The sequence below is a fragment of the Actinomadura sp. WMMA1423 genome (assembly GCF_006547145.1).
GTDB lineage: Bacteria > Actinomycetota > Actinomycetes > Streptosporangiales > Streptosporangiaceae > Spirillospora.
The window spans coordinates 2,737,323-2,761,335 of record NZ_CP041244.1; the positions used below are offsets into that span (position 1 = coordinate 2,737,323).

The following is a 24,013-nucleotide window of genomic DNA, read 5'->3' on the forward strand; positions in this document are numbered from 1 at the left end:
TTCCAGAACGGGTGGACTGGGGGCGGTATGGGCGCATGGCGGGTTCCGGGCTACAGCGAGCTGAGGGTGCTCGGCGAGGGCGCGCAGGGCCGCGTCGTGCTCGCGCGGCACGACGCGACCGGCCGCCCGGCGGCCATCAAGTACCTGTCGGCGTCCCTCGCCGGGGACGCGGGGTTCCGCGACCGGTTCCGCGGCGAGGCCGAGCTGCTCGGCCGGCTGCGCAACCCGTTCGTCGCCCAGCTCTTCGGGCTCGTCGAGACGCCCGAGGGCGCGGCGATCGTCATGGAGGCGGTGGACGGGGCGTCGCTGAAGTCGGTGCTCGCCGAGCGGGGGCCGCTGGCCCCCGAGGCCGCGCTGGCGGTCCTCAAGGGCTCGCTGCTCGGCCTCTCCGCCGCCCACGGCCTCGGCATCGTCCACCGCGACTACAAGCCCGCCAACGTGATCGTGCGCGGCGACGGGCTGAGCAAACTGATCGACTTCGGCATCGCGGTGGACGCGGGCGCCTCCGGGCGCTCCGGGACGCCCGTCTACATGGCGCCCGAGCAGTGGCGGGACGAGCCCGCCTCCCCCGCCACCGACGTGTACGCGGCGGCCTGCGTGTTCTTCGAGTGCGTGACGGGGCGCCGCCCGTACACCGCCGAGGACCAGGCCGGGCTGATGGGCCGCCACCTGACCGCCCCGATCCCGGTGGACGACGTCCCCGCGCCGCTCCGCCCGCTGATCGAGCGGGGACTGGCGAAGGACCCGTGGGAGCGTCCGATGGGCGCCGCCGCGTTCGTCTCCGAGCTGGAGTCGGTCGCGGCGGGCGCCTACGGGCCCGACTGGGAGGGGCGCGGCGTCCGCACGCTCGCGGGCGCCGCCGCCGCGCTGTCGATGCTGTTCCCGCTGACCGCCCTCGGCCTCGGCGGGGGCGGCGCCTCGGCGGGGGCCGCGGGCGCCGCGGGGTCGGCCGGGGCCGCGGGGGCCGCCGGGGCGGCGGGCTCGGGCGGCGCCGCCGGGACGGGCGGCGCCGGCGCGGCGGGCGCGGCGGGCAAGGGCGTCATCGGCACGCTCGGCGCGAAGGGCGCCGCCGCCGTCGCCGGAGGAGCCGCCGCGGTGGCCGTGGGCGGCGGGGCGGCGGTGTACGTGGCGGTGGCCGACCAGGCTCCCAAGGCGAAGCCGGTCGTGGCGCGGCTGGCGGCGCTCAGCGAGCCTCGGCAGGACCTCGGCGGCGGAAAGACGTTCCAGGCGCAGGGCCAGGTCGTGCAGGTCACGGGTGGGGACCCGGCGCTCAACCGGAAGATCAACCAGGCCCTCCGGGAGCCGCTCGAACGGCGCTGGGCGAAGATCCGCAACAGCCTCGGGGAGATCGGCCGCGGCCCCTACACCGACCTCGCCACCCCGAAGATCCTCATGCGCAACGACCGGCTGCTGTCGGTCTGGTACACCGTCGAACTGCGCGGCGAGCGCGGAACGGGCTGGGACCAGTCCCAGGCGGCGACCGTCGACCTGCGGACCGGCGCCTCCTACCGGCCGCTCGACCTGTTCCGCGTCCCGACCGAGCAGGGCCTCAAGCCGCTGGACGGCAGGATCAAGGCCCGCCAGCCCGGCGGCGCCTACTGCGGCAGGGGCGGTTCGGGCGGCGCCGGCCTGCCACAGGGCACCGACAACCCGTCCGCGTTCGTCGGGTCCGGCGAGGTCACCATGGCCCTCACCCCGGCCGGCCTGCGCGTCGCCTTCTACCTGTCGGTCCTGGGGTACGAGTCGGCGTGCGGCCAGCTGGACACCCTCCTGCCCTACGCGGAGGTCGGCGACATGGTGAAGCCCGCGCTGCTCAAGGCGGTGCCGTACCCCTCGCCCAAGCGCTCCTGAACGACGAAGGGCCCGGCGGCGCGTGTGCGCCGCCGGGCCCTTCGCGCGAGATCACTTGCGCTTGCTGATCTCCTCGGTGAGCTGCGGCGCGACCTGGAACAGGTCGCCCACCACGCCGTAGTCGACGAGCTCGAAGATCGGCGCCTCGGGGTCCTTGTTGATGGCGACGATGGTCTTCGAGGTCTGCATGCCGGCCCGGTGCTGGATGGCGCCGGAGATGCCGACCGCGATGTAGAGCTGCGGCGACACCGTCTTGCCGGTCTGGCCGACCTGGAACGAGTGCGGGTACCAGCCGGCGTCGGTCGCGGCGCGGGAGGCGCCGACGGCCGCGCCGAGCGAGTCGGCCAGCCCCTCGATGATCGTGAAGTTCTCGGCGCCGCCGACGCCGCGGCCGCCGGAGACCACGATCGCGGCCTCGGTCAGGTCCGGGCGCTCGCCCTTCTCCTGGACGACCTTCTCCACGATCCGGGCGCCCTTGTCGGCGTCGGAGAGCGCGACCGACACCTGCTCCTCGGCCGGGGTGGCCGGGGCCGCCTCGGGCGCGACGGAGTTCGGCCGCACGGCGATGACCGGCGTGCCGGTCCTCACCTTGGCGTGCGCGATGATCCCGCCGCCGAAGATGGAGTGCTCGCCGACGAAGCCGTCGGCGACGTCCACGACATCGGTGAGCACGCCGGAGCCGATCTTGACTGCCAGGCGCCCCGCGATCTCCTTGCCCTCGCCGGTCGCGGCCACCAGCACCGCCGCCGGGGACTTGTCGTTCACGAGCTGGGCCAGCAGCGCGGCCTTCGGGGCGACGACGTAGGAGGTGAGCTCCTCGTCGGCGGCCACGTAGACCTTGCCGGCGCCGTACTCGGCGAGCCTGTCCTTGGCGTTCTCGTAGCCCGGGCCGACCCATACCGCAGCGGCCTCGCCGAGCCGGTTCGCCAGCGTCAGCAGTTCGAGCGTGACCTTCTTGACCTCACCGTCGACGTGGTCGACGAGGACGAGAATCTCGGCCATGGTTGCAATCCCCTTCCTCGGTCAGACGAACTTCTTCGACGCGAGGAACTCGGCGATCTTCGATCCGCCGTCGCCCTCGTCGGTGACGATCTCGCCCTTGGCGCGCGGCGGCGCCTCGGCGAAGTCGACCACCTCGGTCGAGGCGTTCGCCAGGCCGACCTGGGACGCGTCGATGCCGGCGTCGCCGAGGCCGAGCGTCTCGACCGGCTTCTTCTTGGCCGCCATGATCCCCTTGAACGAGGGGTAGCGCGGCTCGTTGATCTTCTCCACGACGGACACGACCGCGGGCAGGCTCGCCTCGACCCGGTCGAAGCCGTAGTCGGTCTGCCGCTGCACCTTGATGGAGGTGCCGTCGATCTCGACCTTGTTGGCGAGCGACAGCTGCGGGACGCCGAGACGCTCGGCGAGCATCGCGGCGAGCACGCCGGTGCGCGCGTCGGTGGACTCCGCGCCGAGGACGACCAGGTCGAACCCGGTCCGTCCGAGCGCCTGCTCCAGCGCGTACGAGGTCTGCAGCGCGTCGGAGCCGGCGAGGCCGTCGTCGAGGAGGTGGACGGCCTTGTCGGCGCCCATCGCCAGGGCCTTGCGGATGGAGTCGGTCGCCTTGCCGGGGCCCATGGTGAGGACGGTCACCTCGCCGCCCTGGGCCTCCTTGATGCGCAGCGCCTCTTCGATGGCGTACTCGCAGAGTTCGTTGATGACGCCGTCCGCCGCGGCGCGGTCGAGCGTGCTGTCATCGGACTTGAGCTTGCGCGGGCTCTCCGTATCGGGAACCTGCTTCACCAGGACGACGATGTTCATGGCCGGTGGCCGACCTCCCTGCACTCAGTTGGCCGCTGAGGTAAGCGGCAGAGGGGCGCCGCCCATGACGGGTCGACGCGGACATGCGCTTTCGCAGTCACAGCCTGCCAAACACCCGAATGTGCTTCGGAGCCGGGTCCCCGGTTCGGCCGTGCACGACAATGTTACTCGCGGGTAGCCTACTGGCAAATCCCAGTTCGTGAGACCTTACCCACGTGCGCGGCGGGTTTGCGGTGCAAGACGCGTCCCGAATCGGACGTGTCGGACATCACGCCTCACACCCTGTTGACGGCGTGCTGGAGACGGTCCATGGAGCTCTCCAGCGTCCGCTGGAGGCCGTAGGTCGGGGAGAAGCTCGGGGTCAGGGTCATGGCGCCGACGCCCGCGAGCAGGCACAGCACGCCGAGGCCCACGACCGCGGCGGCGACGGCCCGCGGCCGCAGCGCCACCGGCAGGAACATCCGCTCCAGCTGGCGCCGCGGGGCGCTGACCCCCGGCGCCGTCCACAGCACCGCGGCCCCGGCTCCGGCGCCGAACGCGCAGGCGGTGAGCGAGTCCAGCTTCCCGCCGACGGCCGACGCCGCGGCGAGCCCGAGCGGGACGGCGACCGTGAACACCGCCGCGTAGGGGACGGTCAGCAGCGTCCGCCCGAGCGCCCACGCCCAGCCGCGCGCCGTCGTGCCCGCCACCCGCAGCAGCGTCACCGCGACCAGCGTCAGGGCGAGCCCCGCGATCGGCAGCATGATGACGACACCGACGCCGGCCACCACCACCAGGGCCGCGAGCAGCCGCGCCCAGCCCCGCGCGACCGCCATCTCGTGCGCCGCCGTCCCCGGCGCCTCGCCGGGAGCGGCGGGACCGCTCGGCGGGGCGGGCGCCTCAGAGCCGTGCTCCCCGACCGCGCCGGAAGAGACCGTGGCCGAGGGAGTCGTGGCTGAAGGAGTCGTGGTGGGAGGGGCCGCGGTGGCCGGAAGGTCCAGCTTGAAGGCCGCCTCCGCCAGCTCGGCGGCCGAGGGGCGGGCCGCCGCATCGGGATGCGAGGCGGCCCTCACCAGGGAGGCCAGGCCCGCGGGCAGCGCCTCGGCGGTCGCGTCCGCTCGGCCGGTGGCGGCGAACGCGACCGTGGCCGCCCACGCGCGGATGTCGTCGGCGGCGTCGGCGCCCTCGACCAGCGCGAAGTCGACGACCACGGGCGCGTCGTCGACGACCAGGACCGTGCCGGGCGCGAGCTCCCCGTGGGCGAGGCCGGTGCGGTGGATGGCGGCCAGTGCCTTGGCCAGGCCGAAGGCCATGCGGCGCAGCGCGTCCCCCGACATGGGCCCCTGCCCGGCCACCGTCTCCGCGAGCGGCCGCCCGGGCACGAACCGGAACACGACGTAGGGGCGCGGGCCGGCGGCCTCACCGTCCAGGACGTCGGCCACGTAGGGGCTCAGCACCTCGCGCATCCGCACCGTGTCGGGGGCGGCCCCCGGCGGGAGCAGCCGGATCGCCACATCGCGGCCGTCGGGGCCCGCGGCGCGGTGGACGCCACCGGTTCCGCCGCCCAGCCTGGACAGCAGCCGGTACGGACCGATGTTCGCCTGGTGGCTCGTCTCACCGCTCATTATGGGTCGCCACCCTACCGATCCGGGGGGCGGCGGCGCCCCGTCGCCGGGCGGGCCCGCGCGTCACATGCCGGGGATGCCCGCCACGAGGTCGTGGACGTCGGCGCGCAGGCTCTCCAGGTCCTGGCTCATCCCGTCCACGGGCGTGGTGTCGGGCGGCTGCCGCTGCGACAGCCCGACCAGGACCGCGGCGAAGATCCCGAGGATCAGCGCCCCGATGAGGGCCGCCTCGGCGCGCGGCAGCAGCGCGCCCCAGACGCGGGCGAGCTGGCGGCGGGGCGCGCCGCTGCCGGGCGCGAGGCACAGCAGCCCGATCACCGCCATCGACGCGTAGGCGATCGCGTTGGACGCGGTCATGTTCGGGTCGGCGAAGATCAGCACGGCGAGCAGGACGACGCCCGCGAGGCCGCTGAGCGACGTCCACAGCACGGTGGACATCAGGGCGCCGGGCAGGTGCAGCGGCGTCCGGAACGCGGCCGCGACGGCGTCGCCCGAGCGCGGCCCGCGCCGCGTCTGCCGGCCCTCCATGCCCTTGGCCGCCTTGTCGGCCATGCGCAGCACGAGCACGCCGGCGACGGTGACGCCGAGCGCGAGCAGCGGCGCGATGTTGGCGAACCCGAGCAGCGCCACCAGGACGATGAGGCTGAGCACCCGGTACCAGCCGTAGGGCTTGCGGCGCTCCTTGTCTCCGCGGTCGGCCCGGTCGGGACGGGCCTGGTCGGCCCTGGCCTCCGGCTCGTAGGGGCCGCGCTGGAGCGCGCCCTGCGGGGGCTGGTTCGGCGGAGCCCCGTACTGGGGCGGGTACCCGCCCTGGTAGGGAGGCGCGGGCGCTCCGTAGCCCTGCTGCGCGTACTGCTCCCCCGCCTTGAACGGCGCGGGGCCGGGCGGCGGGACGGGCGGCGGCGCGGCGGGCGGCAACTGCCCGACGAAGTCCTTCGGCTGCGCCGGGACGGGCGCGGGCGAGGGGACGGGCGCGGGCGAGGGGGCCGGCGCCTGCGAGGGCGGGTCCTGCGGGGCCGGCAGCGGCATGGAGAACTGCCGGGAGTGGTCGGCCGCCGTCTCGTCCGGCGGCGGCGCGCTCGGCGCCGGGTAGTGCCGGTCGACGCGCGTCTGGTCGGTGATGGTGGCCTCGAGGTGGATGCGGCGGGTGAGCTGCACCAGGCCGACCGCCGTCGGGCGCTCGGCCGGGTGCCGCGCCATCGCCGACCGCAGCACGGGCAGCATCGCCTCGGGCACGCCGTCCAGGTCGGGCGCGCCCTGCATGATCTTGTAGAAGATCGACTCGAAGGTGCCGGAGCCGAACGGCGGACGGCCGGTCGCGGCGTAGGCGAGCGTCCCGGCCCAGGCGTGCACGTCCGACGGCGGGCCCGCGTCCTCGCCCTCGATGATCTCCGGGGCGAGGTAGCCGGGGGTGCCGATGACCATGCCGGTCGCGGTCAGCCGGGTCGCGTCGGCCGCCTGTGCGATGCCGAAGTCGATCACGACGGGCTCGCCGTCGACGAGCATCACGTTGCCGGGCTTGAGGTCGCGGTGCACGATCCCGGCGCCGTGGATCGCCGACAGCGCCGACGCGAGCCCGACGCCCAGCCGCTGCAGGCCCTGCCCGTAGATCGGCCCGGACTCCTCGACGATCTCCTCGAGCGTCCGGCCGGGCACGTACTGGGTCACGATGTAGGGCTGGTCGGCGGTCACGTCGGCGTCGAGGATCTCGGCGACGTGGGGGCTGTGCACCCTGCGCATCGAGTCGACCTCGCGGGCCAGCCGGCGACGCGCCGTGGCGTCCCCCGCGACCGCTGGCCGCAGCACCTTGATGGCCACCTTGCGCCCCTCGGGGTCGGCGCCGAGGTAGACGACGCCCATGCCCCCTTCCCCCAGGGTCTGCAGGACGCTGTAGTGGCCGATTCGGTCCCCGGACGTGACGGCTCCCTTCATCGTTTACGAAACCCTACCCTTGCCGATCCCGCCGGGGAGATCCAGCCATCAGGCCGCCACCACCCCGTCGCCCTCGGCGGCGCCGGCCAGCGCGCCCGCGAACCAGCGCGCGGCGGGGCGCCGGGCTGCGTCGCGGCGCAACGCCGCCCGCAGCAGCCCGGCCAGCGGCTCCGGCACCCCGTCGAGGTCGGCCTGGCCGCGCAGGATCCTGAAGCACACCCCGTGCAGCGAGCCGCGCCCGAACGGCGGGCGCCCCGTCGCCGCGTATGCCACGGTCGACGCCCACGAGAACACGTCCGAGGCGGTGGTGGCGCGCTCCCCCTCGATCAGCTCGGGCGCCAGGTAGGCGGGCGTCCCCACGACCATGCCGCGCCTGGTGATCTGCTCCGCGCCCGACTCGTGCGCGATCCCGAAGTCGATCAGCGTCGGCCGGTCGCCCAGGACGATCACGTTGCCGGGCGAGACGTCGCGGTGCAGCACGCCCGCGTCGTGGACGTCCCCGAGCGCCAGCGCCAGCCGCCGCGCGAACCGGACGAGCCGGTCGCCGCGCAGCGGCCCGTACGCCTCGACGAGGTCGTTCAGCGGGCACCCCGGCACGTACTGCATGACCACGTGCGGTCGCCGGGCCGAGACCGCCCCGTCCAGCAGCCGGGCGACGTAGGCGCTGCGCACCCGCGCCTGCGCCGACATCTCCCGCGCCAGCCGGCTGATCGCCTCGGGCTCCCCCGTGAGCTCCGGAACGAGCTCCTTGACCGCGACCTCCCGGCCGGCGGCGTCCATGGCCAGGTAGACCACGGCCGTGCTCCCCCGGCCGATCTCGTCCAGCAACCGGTACCCGCCCAGTCGCCTGTGCGTCCCCATGCCCCCTATGACGCCAGAAAACGGCCCCCCGGTTCCCGGCTTCCCTCAGCCCTTGCGAGCTGCTTGGCGGGCTCGGCGTTCTTCGCGGCGGGTCTCGAACTTCGTCGCGGAGGCGTCGAGCTGCTCCAGGAACTCGTTGAGCTCCTCGCGGGCCTTCTCGCCGTCGCCGCTCAGGTCGGTGCGGTCGAAGACGCCCCACTTGCGCAGCACCGGGACGAGGACGTCGTCGTGGTGGAGGCGCAGGTCGTAGATGCCGGCGTTGGCGATGACGACCGACTTGCGCAGGAAGCCGTCGATGCTGTGGCCGGGCATGTGGAACGTCGTGACGACGTCGGTGATCGCCCGCATCGTCTCGTTCGGGGCGGCCTCCAGGGCGGCGCCCATCAGGTTCCGGTAGAAGATCATGTGGAGGTTCTCGTCGGCGGCGATGCGGGTCATCATCTGCTCGCAGACGGGGTCGCCGGAGGCCTTGCCGGTGTTGCGGTGCGACACGCGGGTGGCGAGCTCCTGGAACGACACGTACGCCGTCCCGTGCAGGAACGAGTCGCCGTGGTCGGCCTCGTAGCCGGCCTCCATGTGGTGCATGCGGGCGCGCTCCAGCGCGATCGGGTCGACCGCGCGGGTGACGGTGAGGTAGTCGCGCAGGGCGATGCCGTGCCGGTTCTCCTCGGCGGTCCAGCGGTTCACCCAGGTGCCCCAGGCGCCGTCGCGGCCGAACACCGTGGCGATGGCGCGGTGGTAGCCGGGGAGGTTGTCCTCGGTGAGGAGGTTGACGATGAGCGACTCGCGGGCCTCGGGCGTCACCTTCGACTGCTCGATCGACCACGGCTCGCCGTCCAGCGGCCCGTCGAAGTCGCGGCCCTCGCTCCAGGGGACGTACTGGTGCGGGAACCATTCCTTGGCCATCGACAGGTGCCGGTTCAGCTCCTTCTCGACCACCGGCTCGAGGTCGAGCATGAGGCCGGTCTGGGACTTCTCTTCGGGGGTCACGGACATGCGGTTCCTTCGCTGGACGAGAGGTCGTCTTGCAGCCGCCCAGCAGGCCGGTCACAACCTACTCAAGCGTAGGTTCGATCGTCGCGAGTCACGGTCCGCCCCGTCAAGTCACCCCCGCCACAAGCAAGACGCGGGAACTTTTGTAGACCTGCGCGAAAGGGTGTGACGTCTTGTCACCGCGTGTCGGCGGCCTGTTGCCACATGCGGTTCACGGCGGCCCTGAGCAGGGGCCTCGGGACGAGGCGCAGAGCGGGGAGCGCCGCCTTGTACTGCATGCCGGGGACGCACAACGCGCGCCCGGTCGACACCGCCTCCAGGCCCGCCCGGGCCACGTCCTCTCGCCGCAGCCACAGCAGGTTGGCGGGGACGTCGTCGTCGGTGCGGGTGAACCCGGGGCACAGCGCCGTCACGTGGACGCCCTTCCCCGCAACCTCGGAGTGCAGGCTCTCGGAGAAGGAGGCCACATATGCCTTGGACGCTCCATAGGTCGCACTGCCGGGCGAGGGCGCGAACCCCGCCATCGACGCGACGTTCAGCACCCCGCCCCGGCCGCGCGCGATCATTCCCGGCAGAGCCGCGTGGGTGAGCCGGACCAGCGCGGCCACGTTGAGCTCGATCTGCGCCAGGTGGTCGTCGAGCGGCAGCTCCGCGAACGCTCCAAAAGCGCCGTAACCGGCGTTGTTGACCAGCAGCTCGACCGGCTCCGCGCGCAGCCGCCCCTCGACCTCGGCGCGCTGCCCGGGGTCGGCGAGGTCGGCGGCCAGCACCTCCACGGCCACCCGGTAGCGCTCGACGAGGTCGCGGGCCAGCCCGTCCAGCAGGTCGCTTCGGCGCGCCACGATCACGAGATCGGTGCCGCGGCGGGCCAGGAGGCGGGCGAAGCTCTCACCGATACCGCTGGACGCCCCCGTCACCAGCGCGGTCCGGTACGCGTGTCGCATGGCGGGAGATGCTATCGGGCGATCTTCGCGCAGCCCCCCAGCACGCCCAAAAACGCAAATAACGTTTTGGCCCGTCAGCCCGCGAGTTCCGACGTGCGCGCCGGGTCGCCCCCAGCGTACTCGGGGGGCGGCAGCATCGCGGTGGGGTCCTCACCGGCCATCCACAGGCCCACCATGAACGCGGTCGTCGCCTCCAGGAGCCCCGCCCGCTCCAGGCTTCCGCCGTTCATGGGAACGCAGCCGAGGTCGGACACCAGGCCGCGCACCACGGCGAGGGCGTCCTCGTCGTCCCCGCACAGCGGGACGCCGAGGGGCCGCCCACCGAACGCCGGGGGCTCCATCCGCCACACGCTCTCGTGGCAGGTGTTGAAGGCCTTGACGACCCGCGCGCCGGTCGCGCCGGCGATCCGCCGCGCCGCCGACGGGCCGCCCGCCGTCTTGAGCCGCTCGAACGGCGGCTCCATCGGGTTGGTGCAGTCGATCAGCACCCGTCCCTCCAGCGGCCCGGCCGCGCGCAGGACGTCCGGCACGCCCTCGTGCCAGACGGCGAGGAGCACCGCCTCGCCGAACTCGGCCGCCTCCCGCAGCGTGCCGCCGGCCGCGCCGTGCCCGATCCGTTCCGCCAGCGCGACCGCCTTCGCGGGCGTGCGCGCCCCGATCCGCACAAGGTGCCCCTTGCGCGCCCACCGCGTGGCGAGAGCGTCCGCCATGTCGCCCGCGCCGAGAATTCCGATCCGCATGCCGTCCTCCGTTCGATTACCGTCGGACGGGACGTTAGGCGGTCCGTTCCGCACCATCCGGTGCGTATCGGAAGGGGCAGGATGGCGGGCGATCCCATGGACGAGTACGAGCCCCTGAACACGAGCGAGTTCGCCGCCGACTGCCGCACGCGGCTCGCCCTCGACCTGCTGTCCGGCACGTGGGCGGGCGTCGTGCTGTGGACGCTCCAGCACGGGCCGCTGCGTCCGGGCGAGATGCGGGCGCGGATCGGCGGCATCAGCCACAAGGTGCTGACCGAGACGCTGCGCCGCCTCGAGCGCGACGGCCTGGTGGTGCGGCGCCGCTACGCCGAGGCGCCCCCGCGCGTCGAGTACGAGCTGACCGGGCCGGGACGCGGGATGCTCGAACCCCTCGCCGCCCTCGGCCGCTGGACCGAGCGCTACGCCGACGAGGTGGTCGGCACGCGGGACCGCGCGCTCGGCGACCGGTGAGATCAGCGACCGGTGAAGCGGGCCTTGCCGGGCCCCTCCTCCATGAAGCTCTTCATCCCGCTCGCCTGGTCCTCGGTGGCGAACAGCGCCGCGAACTGCGTCCGCTCGATCTCCAGCCCGGTGTCGAGGTCGGCCTCGAGACCGCGGTCGATGGCCTGCTTGGCGGCGCGCAGCGCGATCGCGGGACCGCCGACGAACGTCGCGGCCCACTCCTTGGCGGCGGTGTAGACGGCGTCGTCCGGGACGACCCGGTCCACCAGCCCCATCGCGAGGGCCTCGTCCGCCGCGACGTGCCGCCCCGAGAAGATCAGGTCCTTGGCCTTCGAGGGCCCGACCAGCCGGGCCAGCCGCTGCGTGCCGCCCGCACCGGGGATGATGCCGAGCTGGATCTCCGGCTGCCCCACCTTCGCCCCCTCGCCCGCGACGCGGAAGTCGGCGGTCAGCGCCGTCTCCAGCCCGCCGCCGAGCGCGTACCCGGTGATCGCGGCGATCACCGGCTTCGGGATCGCCGCGAGCGCCTTGGCGAAGTCCTGCAGCAGCCGCGAGTGCCCCGCCGACATCTCCGCGTACGACATCGGGGCCATCTCCTTGATGTCCGCGCCCGCCGCGAACACCCGCTCGCCGCCGTACAGCACGACCGCGCCGACCGCCTCGTCCTGCGTGACCTGGCGGGCCGCGTCGATCAGCTCCCGCTGCATCTGGGCGTTCAGGGCGTTCATCTTCGGACGGTCCAGCCTGATCGTCGCGATCCCGTCCTCGACCTCGACCCGTACGAACTCGCCCACGGCGACCCTCCCTGTGAAAACCCGGTGGCGGACGCCCCGAGCCTAGCCAGGGGCGTGTGCGCACCTGTGTGGCGGCCGCCGCGAAGCGTGGTGCTCGGTCACGTCAGAGGCTGCTGGTAGCTTCGGGGACCATGCTCGTCGCCCACGCCACCTGGCATGGCGGTGCGCTCTGCCTGTGGGCCGAGCGCACCGGCCCGTACGAGCCCTCCGCGGCGGTCCACCCCTTCGCGACCTGCGACTTCACCGGCACGTCCTACGAGCCGTTCCTGCGCACCGCGTTCCGCGTCGAGCTGGAGATGGCGCTGCCCACCGCGGGCGACCATCCGCTGCCGTCGGCCGAGCTGGGCCCCGAGCCGGTGAGCGGCGAGCCCGAGCTGCGCCCGTGGCGGGTCCCGGCGCTGGTCCTCGCGCCGTTCCCCGCGATGGCGCTGCTCCAGGCCGCCGAGAACGGCGCCGACGTGATCGCCGGTACCGACCTGCGCTTCCTGTGCATGGTCGCGGACGAGGCGGTCCACCTCGCCGGGCGCGGCCACGTCCTGCCCGCCCTGCTGCGCGAGGACGGCGACCTCGTGGCCCGCTGGCGGCCCGTCGTCGACGACCCGGCGCGGTTCCGCGCGCTGGCCCGCGCCATGCCCGCCGCCTGCCGCGCCGCCGATGGCGGGCGCCCGGCCGCCGAGGTCCTGCGCGAGGCGCTGTCGGCCCTGGTCGACACGGCGGTGCGGGGCGTCGTGCCGCATCCGCTCCTGGTGTCGCGGCGCAAGGAGCCCGACCGGCTGCCGCTCGCCGAGCGCTGGGTGATGGCGCTGACCGGCCCGTCCGCCGAGGTCGCCCGCGAGCCCCGCGACGACCCCGACGACCTGATCGCCGAGCTGGACGCGTGGGCCGCCGCGGCGCGCCGCCCGTCCGGCCCGCTGCGCGTCTGCCTCCGGCTCGCCGAACCGGGCGCCGAGGAGTTCGAGGAGCGCGGTGACGCTCCGGAACCTCGTCCGCGGGACGACGAGTCGTGGCGGCTGGAGTTCGCCCTCCAGGGCACGGACGACCCGAGCCTCTACGTCCCCGCCGCGATGGTCTGGGACGGGGAGGCCACCTCGATCCCGCAGGCGGAGGAGACGCTCCTCGCCGGCCTCGGCCGCGCCCTGCGCCTCTACCCCGAGCTGGCGCCCGCCCTCGACGGGCCCACCCCGTCCGAGCTCGTCCTCGACACGGCGGGCGCGTTCCGCTTCCTCCGCCAGGCGGCCCCCATGCTCGCCGCCGCGGGGTTCGGCGTCCTGCTCCCCCAGTGGGCGGGCAAGGCGAAGCTCGGCATGAAGCTCACCGCCCGCAGCGAGGACCCGGAGGCCTCCTCGGGGTCGGCCGCCCCCTCGGGCTTCGACCTGAAGTCGATGGTCGACTTCCGCTGGGACCTCGCCATCGGCGACGAGAGCATCGACGAGGCCGAGCTGGAGGAGCTGGCCCGGCTGAAGACGCCGCTCGTCCGGCTGCGCGGCCAGTGGGTGGAGCTCGACGAGCGGCAGTTGGAGGCGGCCCTCGACTTCCTGCGCCACCCGCGCCGCGGCCGCATGTCCGCCGCGGAGGCGATCCGCGCGATCGTGCACGCGGGCGACGACGCCCTCCCCCTGACCGAGGTCGACGCCACCGGCGCTCTGGGCGACCTCCTCTCCGGCGAGGCCGACCGCCGCCTCACCCCCATGCGCACCCCCGACGACCTGAACGCCGAGCTGCGGCCGTACCAGGAGCGCGGGCTCGCCTGGCTGACGTTCATGAACGACCTCGGTCTCGGTGCCCTTTTCGCGGACGACATGGGCCTCGGGAAGACGATTTCGGTACTTTCACTGCTTATTCACGAACGAAAAGACGGCGCGACTCCGCCGCCGACGCTCGCGATCGTTCCCATGTCGCTGGTGGGGAACTGGCAGCGGGAGGCGGCGCGGTTCACGCCCAAGCTGCGGGTGCAGGTCCACCATGGGACGGGGCGGCACCGGGGCGAGGAGCTCGCCGAGGCGGTGGCGGGAGCCGATCTCGTGCTCACCACCTACGGGACGGCGGCGCGCGACGCGGAGACGCTCGCGGCGATCGCGTGGGAGCGGGTCGTCTGCGACGAGGCGCAGGCGCTCAAGAACAGCGGGACGCGGCAGGCCAGGGCGGTGCGCAGCATCCCGGCGCGCAGCCGCATCGCGCTCACCGGCACGCCGGTGGAGAACCACCTGACCGAGCTGTGGTCGATCATGGAGTTCGCGAACCCGGGGCTGCTCGGGCCGCGCGGCGCGTTCCGGCGGCGGTTCGCGATCCCGATCGAGCGGGAGGGCGACGAGCAGGCGGCGCTGGCGCTCAAGCGGGCGACGCAGCCGTTCGTCCTGCGCCGCCTCAAGACCGACCGGTCGATCATCTCGGACCTGCCGGACAAGCAGGAGATCAAGGTCTACTGCAACCTGACGACCGAGCAGGCCTCGCTCTACCGGGCGACGGTCGACGACATGCTCCAGCAGATCGCCGAGGCGGAGGAGGCCAAGCGGCGCGGCCTGGTGCTCGCGACGATGGCCAAGCTCAAGCAGGTCTGCAACCACCCGGCCCAGCTGCTGAAGGACGGCTCGCGCCTGCCCGGCCGGTCGGGCAAGCTCGAACGGCTGGAGGAGATCTGCGCCGAGGTCATGGAGCAGGGCGAGAAGGCGCTCGTCTTCACCCAGTACGCCGAGTTCGGGTCGATGCTCCAGCCCTACCTGGCGGCGCGGCTCGAACGCCCGGTGCTGTGGCTGCACGGCGGGACGTCCAAGCAGGCGCGCGACGACCTCGTCCAGCGGTTCCAGGCGGATGCCGAGCCCTCGGTCTTCCTGCTGTCGCTCAAGGCCGCCGGGACGGGCCTGACGCTGACCGCGGCCAACCACGTCGTGCACGTCGACCGCTGGTGGAACCCGGCCGTCGAGGACCAGGCCACCGACCGGGCGTTCCGCATCGGGCAGACCCGCGACGTCCAGGTCCGCAAGTTCATCTGCGTCGGGACGATGGAGGAGCGCGTCGACGAGATGATCGAGCGCAAGAAGGCGCTGGCCGAGTCGATCGTCGGCACCGGCGAGGACTGGCTGACCGAGCTGTCGGTCGCCGAGCTGCGCGACGTCCTGCGGCTTTCGCCGGAGGCGGTGAGCGACTGATGGACGAGCGGCCGGCGGACGAGGGCATCAGGGCGCGCAACAAGCGGGGGTCGATCGGCGCGCAGTGGTGGTCGCGGCGCTTCATCGACCTGGTCGAGTCGTTCGCCGACGCCGGCCGGCTCCAGCGGGGCCGCACCTATGCCCGCAAGGGCAACGTCTTCGACCTCCGGGTGGAGGCGTACGAGGTGACCGCGAAGGTGCGGGGCTCGGCGCCGGAGCCGTACGAGGTGGCGCTCGGGATCGAGGCGATCGACGAGGACGGCTGGCGCGCGGTTGAGGCGGAGCTCGCGTCCCGTGCGCTGTTCCGGGCCCGGCTGCTGGCCGGGGAGATGCCGCCGGAGATCGAGTGGGTGTTCGCCGAGCTGGGGCTGTCGCTGTTCCCCGGCGCGGCGTCCGACCTGCACCTGATGTGCGACTGCCCCGACTGGGGCGATCCGTGCAAGCACGCGGCCGCCGTCCTGTACCTGCTGGCGGAGGCGTTCGACGACGACCCGTTCCTCATCCTCCACTGGAACGGCCGGCGGCGCGACCAGCTCCTCGGCGCGCTCCGGCGCGCCACCGCGACCGAGCCCGACCCGCTGGAGATGGAGGACGAGCCCCTCGGCGCCGAGGGGTTCTGGACGCCGCCGACCGGCCTGGCCCGGCTCCGGGAGCGCCCGCCCGCGCCGCCGGTCCCGCCGGGGTTCGTGCTCCAGGTCGCCACGCCCCCGCCGGTCCGGGTCCGCCGCCGCGCGCTGCCGGACGTCCTGGCGCCCGCGTACGAGGCGCTCGCCGCCCAGGACGACGACTGATCCGCGGGCGCCCGCCGGGTCGCGGATGATCTTACGGAATGCGAACGCGGGCCCGTCCCGGCGGCCTACCGGCGAGTACGCTCCGTAGCCTCCTGCCAGGCGGGCGCTCCGGGAGGGCCGGGGCCCGCCCCTCACGGGGGGGAGCGACGGGGCATGAGCGGAATCGTCGTGGAGGCGCGGGAGCTGCGCGTCCGCTGCGGCGCCCGGACGGTCGGCGACTTCTCGTTCGCGGTCCCCGGGGGCGAGGTCTACGCGCTGCTCGGCCACCAGGGGTCGGGCAAGACCCTGCTGCTGGAGGCGCTGGCGGGGCTGCGCCGCCCCTGCGGCGGAACGGTGCGGATCCTCGGCGCCGACCCGTACGCGGCGAGGGACGGATTGCGGATCGCCGCGGTGTGGCGGGACGAGGGGCTGTTCCCCGGCCTCACCGTCTCCGAGATCGTCGAGGGCCGGCACCGCTGGACGCTGGATCCGCTGACCGCCGGGGAGGCGCTGGCCCTGACCGGGCTGGAGGCCGCCGCGGGGGTGCGGTTCGAGCGGCTGACGGCGGGGCAGAGGCGGCGGCTCGACCTGTCGCTGGCGCTGCTGGACCGCTCGGACGTGCTGTTCCTGGACGAGCCCGCCTCCGGCCTGGACAGCGGAACGAGCCGCCAGATCTGGGCGACGCTGCGCCGGATCGCCGCGGCCGGCACGACCGTCCTGCTCACCACGCGCGACGCGGCCGAGGCCCGCCGGGCCGACCGCGTCGGCGTCGTCGACCGGGGGCGGCCCGTGGCGCCGGCGGGCGGCGCGCCCCGCACCGGCATGATCCCGATCCGCAGGCCCCGCGGCGCTTTCGGCGGTCCCGGCGCGGCCCGCTACTGGTCGCAGGTGGCCGCGGCCCGCGCGCCGAGATCCAAGGTCGTGTAGCCGGGCGGCTCAGAACGGCAGGCGGGCGCGGACGGTGAAGCCGCCGTCCGGTCCGGGCCCGGCCTCGAGGTCGCCGCCGAGCGCCTCGGCGCGCTCCCGCATGCCGCGGATGCCGCTGCCGTCCGCCGACGGCGGGGCCGATCCGGGCGCTCCGTCGTCCTCGACGCTGACGAGCACGTGTTCGGCGCCGTAGCGGATGAGGACGGCGGCGCACGCCGCCCTGGAGTGCCGGGTCACGTTCGTGAGCGCCTCCTGGACGATCCGGTACGCGGCGAGGTCGGCCTCGGCGGGCAGCGGGCGCGGCTCCCCCTCGACCTCGGTGCGGATCTCGAGGCCGGCGGCGGCGATGCCCCGGGTCAGCTCCTCCAGCCGGGCGAGGCCGGGGGCGGGCGCGACCGGGGCGGCCTCGTCGACCTGGCGCAGGACTCCGAGGGTGGCGCGCATCTCCCGCAGCACGTCCTTGCTGGCCTGCTTGATCGCGGTGAGCGCGTCCTCGGCGCGTTCCGGCTCGCGGCGCAGCCCGTGCAGCGCGGCGGTGGCCTGCACGTTGATGAGCGAGATGTTGTGCCCGAGGACGTCGTGCAGCTCGCGGGCGATGCGCAGCCGCTCCTCGATGGCGCGGCGGCGGGCCTCGGCCTCGCGGCCGCGCTCGGCGACCCGGGCGCGCTCCTCCGCCTCGCGCAGGTAGGCGCGGCGGTTGCGGACGACGCCGCCGATGGCGACGACGGCGACGAACCACCCGACGAGCAGGAAGCCGGCCGCGTCGGCGAGGTGGTTGACGTCGTCGCGGCGGTCGGCGGCCACCGTCCCGGCGACCGAGAGACCGGCGAGGACGACGGCCGCGGTGAGGTGCCCCTCGGCCGCCGCCGTGTAGAGCGCGACGACGAACGTGAGCACGGCCGGGCCGTCCGGCTCGGTGACCGGGTAGTAGACGGCGCAGGCGGCCAGCGTGACGGCGGCGACCGCGACCGGCCGGCTCCGGCGGAAGTACAGCGCCCCGCACGCGACGGCGAGCAGCGCCCAGCTGTAGAAGTGCATCCGCGCGGGCGGGCCCGTGTGGACCGACATGAGGGTCATCGCGGTCAGGACGGCGAAGAACCCGGCGGCCAGCGCGGCGTCCGCGGTGCGCCCGGCCGGCAGCCACGGGATCGGCCGCTCGCGCCGGTCAACAAGTCGCACATGCCCATCCTGCCAGGATCCGCCCACTCGCATGCCCGCTGCGCCGCCGCTCCCCCTCGCCGTCGCGGCCTGGCGGACGCTAGGTCCGCCGCCCGCCGACGGCGAGGGGAAGGGCGGCTAAGGCCTGTCGAGAAGTGGCCGCAACCACGCGCGCGAACGCGTGACCTGCCCGGCGCCGCGGAGCCGGAGGCGAGCGGCGCCGGGCAGATCGCGAAGCGATGCCGCGTTCGCCCAGGCACGGTCACGTAGCGAGCCGCCAGGCGAGCGGAGTGGGCCGGGACTGTTGTAAACACAGCCGCCAGGCGAGCGGAGTGGGCCGGGACTTTGAAACACGGCTAGCGCAGGTCGCCGTTGGTCATGCCCTGCGGCGCGGGGGGCAGCGCGACGAGGCCCATCTCGGTCCGTCCGGGCAGCAGCGGATGGTTCGGCACCACCCGCACGCTGTAGCCGAAGGCGCCGCTGCGCCCGAGCGGGACCTCGCCGGTGTAGCGGCGCCGCCCGTTCTCCGCCGGACCGCCGTCCGCCAGCTCCAGGTAGGACGGTTCGACGAGGGCGTCGGCGTCGTCCACCCGGCCGTAGGCGACCTCGACGGCGACGTCCTCGGGGGCGAGCCCGCCGAGGTCGACCACGACGCGGACCGCCAGCCGCGCGCCGACCTGCGGGCTGTCCTCCCCCTTGGACTCGACGTGCTCGACGGCGACCCGCGGCCACGCGCCGCGGACCTGCCGCTTCCAGGCCGCCAGCTCGCGGGCGCCCGCGAACTTGTCGGCGACCATGGAGCGCTCCGACACCGCGGCCGGGGTGTACAGCTCGTCGACGTAGTCGCGCAGCATCCGGGACGCGAGGACCTTCGGGCCGACGGTGGCGATGGTGTGCTTGACCATCTCCAGCCACCGGCGCGGCAACCCGGCCGAGTCCCGGTCGTAGAACGTGACGGACACGTGGTCCTCGATCAGCTCGTACAGGGCCGCGGCCTCGAGCTCGTCGCGCCGGTCGGGGCTGGCGAGGCCGTCGGCGGACGGGATCGCCCAGCCGTTCTGGCCGTCGTACCACTCGTCCCACCAGCCGTCGCGGATCGACAGGTTCAGCCCGCCGTTCAGCGCCGCCTTCATCCCGGACGTGCCGCACGCCTCCAGCGGGCGGAGCGGGTTGTTCATCCACACGTCGCAGCCCTGCACCATGAGCTGACCGAGCGCCATGTCGTAGTCGGGCAGGAACACGATCCGGTGCCGGACGTCCTCGGCCCCGGTGAAGCGCACGATCTCCTGGATGAGCCGCTTGCCGCCCTCGTCGGCCGGGTGCGCCTTCCCGGCGATGACGATCTGCACGGGGCGGTCGGGGTCCAGCAGGATCGAGCGGAGCCGGTCGGGGTCGCTCATCATGAGCGTGAGCCGCTTGTAGGACGGGACGCGCCGCGCGAACCCGATCGTCAGGACGTCGGGGTCGAGGGCGTCGTCGATCCAGGAGGTCTCGGCCTCGCTGGCGCCGCGCTGGCGCCACGACTCGCGCAGCCGGCGGCGCGCGTCGGTCACGAGGCGGCGGCGCAGCAGGTTGCGCATGCGCCAGACCTCCGGCTCGGGGACGTCCCGCACCGCCTCCCAGCCGCGCCCGGACTCCATCACCGCCGGGAGCTCCCGGGCGGTGAACTCCAGCACCTCGCGGGCGACCCAGGTGCCGGCGTGCACGCCGTTGGTGATGGACCCGATGGGGACCTCGGCGGTGTCGAACCCGCCCCAGAGCCCGCCGAACATCTCCCGGCTGACCTCGCCGTGCAGCCTGCTGACGCCGTTCACGCGCTGCGCCAGCCGCATCCCCATCACGGCCATGTTGAACACGGTGCGGTCGCCGCCGGGGTAGTCCTCGGCACCGAGCGCGAGGATCCGCTCGACGGGGACCTGCTCCTCCTCGTTCGAGCCGCCGAAGTAGCGGGCGATGAGGTCGAGGGGGAACCGGTCGATGCCGGCCGGGACGGGCGTGTGGGTGGTGAACACCGTGCCCGCCCGGACCGCCTCCAGGGCCTCGTCGAAGCCCAGCCCCTCCTCCTTCGCCAGCTCGCGGATGCGCTCCAGGCCGAGGAAGCCGGCGTGGCCCTCGTTGGTGTGGAACACCTCCGGTGCCGGGTGCCCGGTGATGCGGCAGTACGCGCGGATCGCCCGCACGCCGCCGATGCCGAGCAGCATCTCCTGGAGGAGCCGGTGGTCGCCGCCGCCGCCGTACAGCCGGTCGGTGACGTCGCGCGCCGCCTGGTCGTTCTCCTCGACGTCGGAGTCGAGGAGAAGCTGCGGGACGCGGCCGACCCGCGCCACCCAGACCTGCGCGTGCAGGCCGCCGCCCTTGGGGAGGCCGATGACGACGCGGACCGGCGTCCCGTCGCGTTCGCGCAGGAGCGTCAGGGGGAGGCCGTTGGGGTCGATCGGGGGGTAGCGCTCGAGCTGCCAGCCGTCCGGCGACAGCGACTGGGAGAAGTAGCCGTGCCGGTAGAGGAGTCCCACCCCGACGATGGGGACGCCGAGGTCGCTCGCGGTCTTCAGGTGGTCGCCCGCGAGGATGCCGAGGCCTCCGGAGTACTGCGGCAGCGCGGCGGTGATCCCGTACTCGGGCGAGAAGTAGGCGATGCCCGTGGGCGAGTCGCCCGACCGCGACTGGTACCAGCGCGGGGCCGTCAGGTAATCGTGCAGGTCTTCGGCGGTGTCCTGGAGGCGCCGCAGGAAACGGCGGTCCTCCGCCAGCCGGGCCAGCCGCTCGGGGGCGACCTCGCCGAGCAGCCGGACGGGATCGTGGTGGACGGCCTTCCAGAGCGCCGGATCCACGTCGCGGAAGAGGTCGAGCGTCTCGTGGTGCCACGACCAGCGCAGGTTGAGGACCAGCTCCTCGAGCTGCCTGAGGGGCTCGGGCAGGACGGTGCGTACCGTGAAACGTCGGATTGCCTTCACGCAACGCCACGCTATGCGCTTCGGGGGCATGTGCGCGACGGCGGGGACCACACCGTCACCTCGCGGACCGGTCGTCCCGGTGGCCGCGCGGGCCCCCGGAGCCCCGTCGCCGCAAGGGTTTTCGCGTTGCCGCGGCCGGTCGTCACCAGGGCGTGGCCGAACACCCCCGACCGACCGTTTGCCCGAACTCGACCCTCCGCAGACCGGCTCCCCGCTGGCCGGGGTCGGCCAGATGCGATCGCACCAGGTCATGGCGCCGTCAAAGCCGCCGACCACTGATGCTCCGCGCGGCGCGGAGCGGGGGAAGGAGGGCCGGTGCGCACCGACCATCGGGGTGTCCGGCGGGCCGCGGCGTCCGCGTCGACCGTTCTGCTGGCGCTGGCCGCCGCGTCGTGCGGGAACCTCGTCGCGTCCCCGGACCTGCCGCCGAGCCCGTTCCCCGGTGCGAAGCGTCCGCTGCTCAACCGGCAGGCGGCGGCGGTGCGGACCGCCGTCGACGCCCTGACGGGCGCCGTCCCGGCCGAGGGGCGCACGGGCCGGACGGTGCTGCGCGACCACGAGCACCAGTGCCGCTTCCACGACCCGGACGATCCGCGGCGCGCGCCCGCCGTCCTCAACTGGGAGTATTCGGTGCGTCTGGAATACCGCGGGCCGGACGGGGCGGCCGGGCGGGACACCGCGCTGAAGGACCGGCTCCGGCTGGGCGGCTGGGCCCTCGGCGACGACTCGGGCAAGCTCGTCGCCGTCCGGCGGGGCATGTACCTGGAGATCCTGCTCAGCGGCACCACCGGCGACGGGACGCTGGTGGTGGGCGGGTTCAGCAGATGCGTGGACGCCTCCGGCAAGATCACACCGGCCGATCCGCCGGTCTCCCCGACGGCGCGGCCCACCCGGTGACCGCCTCGCGCGGGCCCTGTGCAGGGCACTTGCGCGAGTACTACCCAGCGCGGTCGATCCATCGCACAAAGTTGTCCAAAAAACCAGGACGGTAACCGGCCCTTCCCGGGCAGAAGACGTTTCGGAAGTCTCGCACGGGTAGGAGATGGCACATGCACGTCGAGTCCGGAACGTCCAGCATGCCCGGCATTCCGAGGCTTGGTCGCATTCCGATCGTCAACGTCGAGCCGGTGGTGGGGTGCGGCCGGTGGCCGGCGAAGGCGGTGGTGGGTGAGACCGTCGAGGTGTCGGCGACGGTGTTCCGGGAGGGGCACGAGCGGCTGGGCGCGGCGGTGGTGCTGCGGACGCCGGAGGGTGAGGAGCTGGCGCCGCAGCGGATGGGCGAGGTCGGCGTAGGGCTGGACCGGTGGGCGGCGCAGGTGACGCCCACGGAGATGGGGACGTGGTCGTTCCGGGTGGAGGCCTGGGGCGACCCGATCGCGCACTGGCGGCACGACGCGGAGATCAAGGTTCCGCGGGGGCAGGACGTCGAGCTCATGCTCGCCGAGGGGGCGCTGCTGTTCGCCCGCGCGGCGAAGGCCGTCCCCGGCAAGGACCGCCCGACCCTGGAGCGGCTGGCCAAGCGGCTCGGGGACGAGACCGTCCCGGTCACCGACCGGATGGAGGCCGTCGCCGATCCCGACGTCGAGGACGTCCTGGAGCGTTTTCCGTTGCGGGATCTGTTGACGGTGAGTGAGTGGTTCCCGCTGGTGGTGCACCGGCAGCGGGCCCTGTTCGGGTCCTGGTATGAGTTCTTCCCCCGCTCCGAGGGCGCCACCTTCGACCCCCTGGGACGCCGCGGGCCGATCTCGGGAACGTTCCGCACCGCGACCAAGCGGCTGCCCGCGATCGCCGACATGGGCTTCGACGTGGTCTACCTGCCGCCCATCCACCCCATCGGCACCGCGCACCGCAAAGGACCCAACAACACCCTGGACGCCGGCCCCTACGACCCCGGCTCCCCCTGGGCCATCGGCTCACCCGACGGCGGCCACGACGCCGTACACCCCGACCTTGGCACCCTGGCCGACTTCGACGCCTTCGTCGAACACGCCGGCAACTGCGGCCTGGAAGTCGCCCTGGACCTGGCCCTGCAATGCTCCCCCGACCACCCCTGGGTCCGCGAGCACCCCCAATGGTTCACCACCCGCGCCGACGGCACCATCGCCTACGCCGAGAACCCGCCCAAGAAATACCAGGACATCTACCCCCTCAACTTCGACAACGACCCCGAAGGCCTCTACCACGCCGTCAAAGACCTCATCCACCACTGGATGAACCACGGCGTGCGGATCTTCCGCGTCGACAACCCCCACACCAAACCCGTCGCGTTCTGGGAACGGCTACTGGCCGACATCCACACCACCGACCCCGACGTGCTGTTCCTGGCCGAGGCCTTCACCCGCCCCGCCATGATGCACACCCTGGGCAAGATCGGATTCCACCAGTCCTACACCTACTTCACCTGGCGCAACAACGCCGACGAACTCACCGAATACCTCACCGAACTCACCGGGCCCGCCGCCCACTACATGCGCCCCAACTTCTTCGCCAACACCCCCGACATCCTCAACGAATACCTCCAGCACGGCGGCCGCGCCGCTTTTGAGATCCGCGCGATCCTCGCCGCGCTGCTCTCCCCCACCTGGGGCATCTACTCCGGCTACGAACTGTGCGAGAACACCCCCGTGCGCCCCGGCAGCGAGGAATACCGCGACTCCGAGAAATACCAGTACCGCCCCCGCGACTGGGAAGCCGCCGACCGCGCCGGCACCACCATCGCCCCCCTGATCACCACCCTCAACACCCTGCGCAACACCCACCCCGCCCTCCAGCAACTCCGCAATTTGCACTTCCACCACATCGACCAACCCGAACTGCTCGCCTTCTCCAAACGCCACCTCGACGACACCGTCCTCACCATCGTCAACCTCAACCCCCACCAACCCCGCGAAGCCACCGTCCACCTCGACCTCCCCGCCCTCGGCCTCCCCGACGACCCCGACCACCCCCACACCGTCACAGACCAACTCGACGGCACCACCTACACCTGGCGGGGATCGAACTACGTCTACCTCGATCCCCGCGTACGACCCGCACACGTCCTGACGTTCGGGAGCAGCGAGAGTTGAGCGGAC

The 24,013-nt window shown here is 73.7% G+C and carries 18 protein-coding genes; 7 read left to right on the forward strand and 11 right to left on the reverse strand.

What is annotated here, in order from left to right; genetic code table 11:
• The first annotated feature begins 27 nt into the window (after positions 1–27).
• Positions 28–1,851, forward strand: a complete 1,824-nt coding sequence (locus FKD65_RS12705) for a serine/threonine-protein kinase (protein ID WP_141577696.1) — start codon at positions 28–30, stop codon at positions 1,849–1,851.
• A 51-nt stretch (positions 1,852–1,902) separates the two neighbouring features.
• Here FKD65_RS12705 and FKD65_RS12710 read toward each other — a convergent pair whose 3' ends face one another.
• The 8 genes from FKD65_RS12710 to FKD65_RS12745 all read right to left on the reverse strand — a co-directional run bounded on the left by FKD65_RS12710 (position 1,903) and on the right by FKD65_RS12745 (position 10,728).
• Complete coding sequence (locus tag FKD65_RS12710) at positions 1,903–2,853, reverse strand: electron transfer flavoprotein subunit alpha/FixB family protein (RefSeq protein ID WP_141577697.1); 951 nt, start codon at positions 2,851–2,853, stop codon at positions 1,903–1,905.
• Positions 2,854–2,874: 21 nt separating this feature from the next.
• Complete coding sequence (locus FKD65_RS12715) at positions 2,875–3,654, reverse strand: electron transfer flavoprotein subunit beta/FixA family protein (protein WP_141577698.1); 780 nt, start codon at positions 3,652–3,654, stop codon at positions 2,875–2,877.
• A 275-nt stretch (positions 3,655–3,929) separates the two neighbouring features.
• Positions 3,930–5,258, reverse strand: a complete 1,329-nt coding sequence (locus FKD65_RS12720; protein ID WP_141577699.1) for a hypothetical protein — start codon at positions 5,256–5,258, stop codon at positions 3,930–3,932.
• A gap of 63 nt (positions 5,259–5,321) precedes the next feature.
• Entirely contained in the window at positions 5,322–7,190 is a 1,869-nt protein-coding gene (locus tag FKD65_RS12725) for a serine/threonine-protein kinase (RefSeq protein ID WP_141577700.1), read from the reverse strand.
• A gap of 48 nt (positions 7,191–7,238) precedes the next feature.
• Positions 7,239–8,051 carry a serine/threonine-protein kinase gene (locus FKD65_RS12730; protein ID WP_141577701.1) on the reverse strand — a complete coding sequence of 271 codons (813 nt, stop codon included), beginning with the start codon at positions 8,049–8,051 and terminating at the stop codon, positions 7,239–7,241.
• A gap of 45 nt (positions 8,052–8,096) precedes the next feature.
• Positions 8,097–9,047: an acyl-ACP desaturase gene (locus tag FKD65_RS12735; RefSeq protein WP_141577702.1), complete on the reverse strand. Its 951-nt coding sequence runs from the start codon at positions 9,045–9,047 to the stop codon at positions 8,097–8,099.
• A gap of 173 nt (positions 9,048–9,220) precedes the next feature.
• Positions 9,221–9,988, reverse strand: coding sequence for an SDR family oxidoreductase (locus tag FKD65_RS12740; RefSeq protein WP_141577703.1), 768 nt, complete (start codon positions 9,986–9,988; stop codon positions 9,221–9,223).
• 74 nt (positions 9,989–10,062) lie between these two features.
• Positions 10,063–10,728 (reverse strand): NADPH-dependent F420 reductase, encoded by a 666-nt coding sequence (locus FKD65_RS12745; RefSeq protein WP_141577704.1) that lies wholly within the window; start codon positions 10,726–10,728, stop codon positions 10,063–10,065.
• A gap of 81 nt (positions 10,729–10,809) precedes the next feature.
• Between FKD65_RS12745 and FKD65_RS12750 the strand changes: the two genes are divergently transcribed.
• Positions 10,810–11,199, forward strand: coding sequence for a helix-turn-helix domain-containing protein (locus FKD65_RS12750; protein ID WP_168221022.1), 390 nt, complete (start codon positions 10,810–10,812; stop codon positions 11,197–11,199).
• Between the two features lie 2 nt (positions 11,200–11,201).
• Here the strand turns inward: FKD65_RS12750 and FKD65_RS12755 are convergent, their stop codons facing one another.
• Positions 11,202–11,984: an enoyl-CoA hydratase/isomerase family protein gene (locus FKD65_RS12755; protein ID WP_141577705.1), complete on the reverse strand. Its 783-nt coding sequence runs from the start codon at positions 11,982–11,984 to the stop codon at positions 11,202–11,204.
• A gap of 131 nt (positions 11,985–12,115) precedes the next feature.
• Between FKD65_RS12755 and FKD65_RS12760 the strand changes: the two genes are divergently transcribed.
• From FKD65_RS12760 to FKD65_RS12770, 3 genes are all read left to right on the forward strand, one after another.
• Entirely contained in the window at positions 12,116–15,130 is a 3,015-nt protein-coding gene (locus tag FKD65_RS12760; protein WP_141577706.1) for a DEAD/DEAH box helicase, read from the forward strand.
• A complete protein-coding gene (locus tag FKD65_RS12765; protein WP_141577707.1) occupies positions 15,130–15,921 on the forward strand; it encodes an SWIM zinc finger family protein in 792 nt (263 codons plus the stop codon). The genes FKD65_RS12760 and FKD65_RS12765 overlap by 1 nt, the downstream gene beginning before the upstream one ends.
• A 153-nt stretch (positions 15,922–16,074) precedes the next feature.
• Entirely contained in the window at positions 16,075–16,827 is a 753-nt protein-coding gene (locus FKD65_RS12770; RefSeq protein WP_141577708.1) for an ATP-binding cassette domain-containing protein, read from the forward strand.
• A gap of 9 nt (positions 16,828–16,836) precedes the next feature.
• Here the strand turns inward: FKD65_RS12770 and FKD65_RS12775 are convergent, their stop codons facing one another.
• Both FKD65_RS12775 and glgP read right to left on the reverse strand, forming a co-directional pair.
• Entirely contained in the window at positions 16,837–18,006 is a 1,170-nt protein-coding gene (locus FKD65_RS12775; RefSeq protein ID WP_240810115.1) for a sensor histidine kinase, read from the reverse strand.
• A gap of 335 nt (positions 18,007–18,341) precedes the next feature.
• Positions 18,342–20,939: an alpha-glucan family phosphorylase gene (glgP, locus tag FKD65_RS12780; RefSeq protein ID WP_141577710.1), complete on the reverse strand. Its 2,598-nt coding sequence runs from the start codon at positions 20,937–20,939 to the stop codon at positions 18,342–18,344.
• Between the two features lie 315 nt (positions 20,940–21,254).
• On the opposite strand from glgP, the gene FKD65_RS12785 reads away from it, so the two are divergent.
• Positions 21,255–21,836, forward strand: coding sequence for a hypothetical protein (locus FKD65_RS12785; protein ID WP_141577711.1), 582 nt, complete (start codon positions 21,255–21,257; stop codon positions 21,834–21,836).
• A 152-nt stretch (positions 21,837–21,988) separates the two neighbouring features.
• Positions 21,989–24,007 carry an alpha-1,4-glucan--maltose-1-phosphate maltosyltransferase gene (locus FKD65_RS12790; protein ID WP_240810116.1) on the forward strand — a complete coding sequence of 673 codons (2,019 nt, stop codon included), beginning with the start codon at positions 21,989–21,991 and terminating at the stop codon, positions 24,005–24,007.
• The last annotated feature ends 6 nt before the right edge of the window (positions 24,008–24,013 follow it).

What these genes read in the sequence shown, in the direction of transcription:
- FKD65_RS12705 (WP_141577696.1), top strand. Translation starts at nt 28, where the DNA reads ATGGGCGCATGGCGGGTTCCGGGCTACAGCGAGCTGAGGGTGCTCGGC.
- FKD65_RS12710 (WP_141577697.1), bottom strand. Translation starts at nt 2,853, where the DNA reads ATGGCCGAGATTCTCGTCCTCGTCGACCACGTCGACGGTGAGGTCAAG.
- FKD65_RS12715 (WP_141577698.1), bottom strand. Translation starts at nt 3,654, where the DNA reads ATGAACATCGTCGTCCTGGTGAAGCAGGTTCCCGATACGGAGAGCCCG.
- FKD65_RS12720 (WP_141577699.1), bottom strand. Translation starts at nt 5,258, where the DNA reads ATGAGCGGTGAGACGAGCCACCAGGCGAACATCGGTCCGTACCGGCTG.
- FKD65_RS12725 (WP_141577700.1), bottom strand. Translation starts at nt 7,190, where the DNA reads ATGAAGGGAGCCGTCACGTCCGGGGACCGAATCGGCCACTACAGCGTC.
- FKD65_RS12730 (WP_141577701.1), bottom strand. Translation starts at nt 8,051, where the DNA reads ATGGGGACGCACAGGCGACTGGGCGGGTACCGGTTGCTGGACGAGATC.
- FKD65_RS12735 (WP_141577702.1), bottom strand. Translation starts at nt 9,047, where the DNA reads ATGTCCGTGACCCCCGAAGAGAAGTCCCAGACCGGCCTCATGCTCGAC.
- FKD65_RS12740 (WP_141577703.1), bottom strand. Translation starts at nt 9,988, where the DNA reads ATGCGACACGCGTACCGGACCGCGCTGGTGACGGGGGCGTCCAGCGGT.
- FKD65_RS12745 (WP_141577704.1), bottom strand. Translation starts at nt 10,728, where the DNA reads ATGCGGATCGGAATTCTCGGCGCGGGCGACATGGCGGACGCTCTCGCC.
- FKD65_RS12750 (WP_168221022.1), top strand. Translation starts at nt 10,810, where the DNA reads ATGGCGGGCGATCCCATGGACGAGTACGAGCCCCTGAACACGAGCGAG.
- FKD65_RS12760 (WP_141577706.1), top strand. Translation starts at nt 12,116, where the DNA reads ATGCTCGTCGCCCACGCCACCTGGCATGGCGGTGCGCTCTGCCTGTGG.
- FKD65_RS12765 (WP_141577707.1), top strand. Translation starts at nt 15,130, where the DNA reads ATGGACGAGCGGCCGGCGGACGAGGGCATCAGGGCGCGCAACAAGCGG.
- FKD65_RS12770 (WP_141577708.1), top strand. Translation starts at nt 16,075, where the DNA reads ATGAGCGGAATCGTCGTGGAGGCGCGGGAGCTGCGCGTCCGCTGCGGC.
- FKD65_RS12790 (WP_240810116.1), top strand. Translation starts at nt 21,989, where the DNA reads ATGCACGTCGAGTCCGGAACGTCCAGCATGCCCGGCATTCCGAGGCTT.